1 pseudogene is annotated in these 2,160 nt (G+C 73.9%); it reads right to left on the bottom strand.

Features of this window, described 5'->3' with window-relative positions:
• Positions 1-697: pseudogene (locus tag C892_RS29810) on the bottom strand (HNH endonuclease); the annotation flags it as partial.
• Between the last annotated feature and the right edge of the window lie 1,463 nt (positions 698-2,160).

Genomic DNA, 2,160 nt, shown 5'->3' with positions numbered 1-2,160 from the left:
GGGCCTCGACGGCGGTGCGGATGATCTCCGCCGAAGCCGCATCGCCCTGGACGTGCAGGGCGAACCCGAAGGCGTTATCGCTGAAACGCGCCTCCCGCGCCCCGTAGGCGTCCCGGTTCTGCTCCTCGTGCTCCTGGGGGCTGATGCGCTGGGGCAGCTCCCTGCCGATCCGCTTGAGGGTGCGGTCGCCGGCCCCGTCGGCGGCGGCCCGGACCATGATGTGCTCGGCCCTGGCCCGGTAGTCGGCGGCATCGGGGTGGCGGCGGGTGCAGCGCCCGGCCACCGCCTCCTCCGACAGGTCCATGACCAGAGCGAGCTGGCCGAAGGACACCCGCCCCGCCTCGGCGGCCTCGACCGCCTGCGGGTAGTCCTCGAGGTGGTCGGCCACGGTGGCCACGGCATTCGCCTGTGAGGAGGAGCGGCCATTGGCGCGCAGCAGCCCGGCGACCGTGGAGTGCCCCGAGCCCGCAAGGGCCCCGGTCTCACCGATCCGGGCGGCCAGCCGCGCGGCGGCCAGGTCCAGCTGCCCCTGCCCCGCGGCCAGCACCCCGGCCAGCTCGCACAGCACCCGCCCCGCACCCGGCACCGGGTCCTCTGAAACGGCTCCGTCCGCCTCGGCGAGCACACCGTCGATCCCGGCCCGGATCCGCGCCGCGCGCGAACCCGCCGGGATACCGGGGTGCCGCTGATCTGCCATACACCCATTATGAACCACCCGCCACCATTTTTGGGGCCCCGGCGGAAGATTCCACGAAGAAATTCCGAGAAACCGGGAAATCCAGCATCTGCGCAGGTCATTGCACATGTTGATCACGAGTCACACCCTCGGAACACTTCCCCTGCAAAGGCACCCTGGAAGACCGATCACCGCCCACGGAAATCCGCCCTGGAAACAAGATCCCTTTCCCTTTCCAAGGGGGTTGGAATCGGGGAGAGTCGCCTGCGCCGGAGCGTCCTGGAATGGCGGAGGGCCGCCCGTTCCAGGCCGGGGCGCCGATAAGGGCCGATGCGTTCCCAACCTGGGCGGGCGCCCTTGCGACCGACCGAGCGGCGCGCGCCCCGCACACGCGGGCCAGGGCCGCCGCCACCGGCCCCCGCCGGGGTCCCGCCGCTGCGGCCGGGACCGCCACAAGACAGCAGGGGCGAACGATAGTGGTGGTATCACCACCCGATGCGCGATCGGGTGGCGAAACCACCACTATCGATTCCCGTACAGGCGCCGACCGCGCGGCGCAACAGGGCCGCGGCCGCCAGAACACGCCCCGCCACCTGGACCGCCCGGGGGCCGACAGCCAAGCCCGGGCACCCGCCCGGTCCTCGCCGCCGGGTCGTGTGCGCTGGAGTGGTGGAGCTTTCGGCCGCGTCCTTGTGAGCGGTGCGACCGCTGCAGCGCGATCGGCGCCCCCGCCCCGGGGTGCGTGCCCCCTCCTCCCCGTTGATCTCGGGGGAGTCGGGGTAATACTCGCCGGTATTACCCCGACTCCCCCGAGATCAACAAGGGTGTCGACGCGGGGGGCAGGCAGTGCCACCCGGGGCGGCCCGGGACCGGACAGTTCCACCACGCCGGCGGACACGACCGTCGCCGCCCGGCCGCCCCGGCCGTCCGCACGCCCGATCCCCGACAGCGCCGCCCGAAGGCCCGCCGACCTTGCTCGCCGCCGCTCCCCAGCCGGACCACACGGCGCCCGGCAGGCAGGCCCGGGCACCCGCCCCGCCCCGCCTCGCCGCCGCCCACGCCCGACCGGCGGGGCCCCGGCAGTCGGCGAGTAGCAGTGAGCGGGGCACCTGCTCCTCCGTCGCCGCCGGCCACCCGGGGCCCGGCCACCCGACAGGCAAGCCCAGGCAACACCGCCCCGTCGTTGCCGCCCTCTCCCTGACACCGAAGGGCCCCGGCGCCCGGCAGGCAGGCCGGAGCGGGGCACCGGCCGTGCCGTCGTCGCTGCTCGTCGCCGGTACCGCAGAGGCCCGGCGGCCGACCGGTGGCACCGGGGAACCGCCCCGCTTCGTTGCCGCCCTCTGCTCGAACCGCGGAGACCCGGCGGAGTGCCAGCGGCACAAGCGGCGCACCCGCCCGGCCCGCCCTCACCGCCCCAGGAGACACCCCCACGACCGACCGGCCACACTTTCACATGATCACAAGCAAGGGAAAAAGAAAAAGGC

Origin of the sequence: Nocardiopsis baichengensis YIM 90130 (assembly GCF_000341205.1) — a bacterium.
Classification (GTDB): domain Bacteria; phylum Actinomycetota; class Actinomycetes; order Streptosporangiales; family Streptosporangiaceae; genus Nocardiopsis_A; species Nocardiopsis_A halophila.
Note: the sequence above shows the minus strand (reverse complement) of the source record. Positions and strands in the feature narration are given on the sequence as shown.